The sequence below is a fragment of the Mycobacterium sp. E3298 genome, assembly GCF_001666895.1.
In the GTDB taxonomy this organism is placed as follows: Bacteria; Actinomycetota; Actinomycetes; order Mycobacteriales; family Mycobacteriaceae; genus Mycobacterium.
This window is the reverse complement of record NZ_LZJB01000615.1, coordinates 1-1,079: the sequence shown is the minus strand read 5'-3', so window position 1 is coordinate 1,079 and position 1,079 is coordinate 1. Positions and strand designations below refer to the sequence as shown.

General features: G+C 68.4%; 2 pseudogenes. One reads left to right on the top strand and one right to left on the bottom strand.

The features are described from left to right. Window positions 1–842: pseudogene (locus A9X05_RS28095) on the top strand (arabinosyltransferase domain-containing protein); the annotation flags it as partial. On the opposite strand, the pseudogene A9X05_RS30240 reads toward A9X05_RS28095, so the two are convergent. Then, a pseudogene (locus tag A9X05_RS30240) lies at window positions 835–1,079 on the bottom strand (hypothetical protein); the annotation flags it as partial. The pseudogenes A9X05_RS28095 and A9X05_RS30240 overlap by 8 nt on opposite strands.

The window sequence follows — 1,079 nt, the reverse complement described above, 5'->3', positions numbered from 1 at the left end:
GGCTGAAGGATTCGGCCGGCAGGCCGATCGGGGGCGGTTTCCCCGACCCGAACCTGCGGCCGCAGATCGTCGGGGTGTTCACCGACCTCACCGGCCCGGCCCCGCCGGGCCTGAAACTGTCGGCCACCATCGACACCCGGTTCTCCACCACCCCAACGACTTTGAAGCTGACCGCGATGGTGCTGGCCATCGTGTCCACGATCGTCGCGCTGATCGCATTGTGGCGCCTGGACCAGCTGGACGGCCACCGGATGCGCCGGCTCATTCCGGCGAACTGGCGCACCTTCACGCTGGCCGACGTCACGGTCATCTTCGGGTTCCTGCTGTGGCACGTGATCGGGGCGAACTCGTCCGATGACGGCTACATCCTGGGCATGGCCCGGGTCGCCGACCACGCCGGTTACATGTCGAACTACTTCCGCTGGTTCGGCAGCCCGGAGGACCCGTTCGGGTGGTACTACAACCTGCTGGCGTTGATGACCCACGTCAGCGACGCCAGCCTGTGGATGCGCCTGCCGGACCTGATCGCGGGAATCGTCTGCTGGCTGCTGCTTTCGCGTGAGGTGCTGCCCCGTCTCGGGCCCGCGGTCGCCGGCAGCAAGGCGGCGAACTGGGCGGCGGGCCTGGTCCTGCTCACCGCGTGGATGCCGTTCGACAACGGCCTGCGCCCGGAGCCGATCATCGCCGTCGGTTCGCTGATCACCTACGTGCTCATCGAGCGCTCCATGCGTTACAGCCGGTTGACTCCCGCCGCGCTGGCGGTCATCACCGCGGCGTTCACCCTCGGCGTCCAGCCCACCGGATTGATCGCCGTGGCCGCACTGGTCGCCGGTGGCCGTCCAGCTGGTCCAGGCGCCACAATGCGATCAGCGCGACGATCGTGGACACGATGGCCAGCACCATCGCGGTCAGCTTCAAAGTCGTTGGGGTGGTGGAGAACCGGGTGTCGATGGTGGCCGACAGTTTCAGGCCCGGCGGGGCCGGGCCGGTGAGGTCGGTGAACACCCCGACGATCTGCGGCCGCAGGTTCGGGTCGGGGAAACCGCCCCCGATCGGCCTGCCGGCCGAATCCTTCAGCC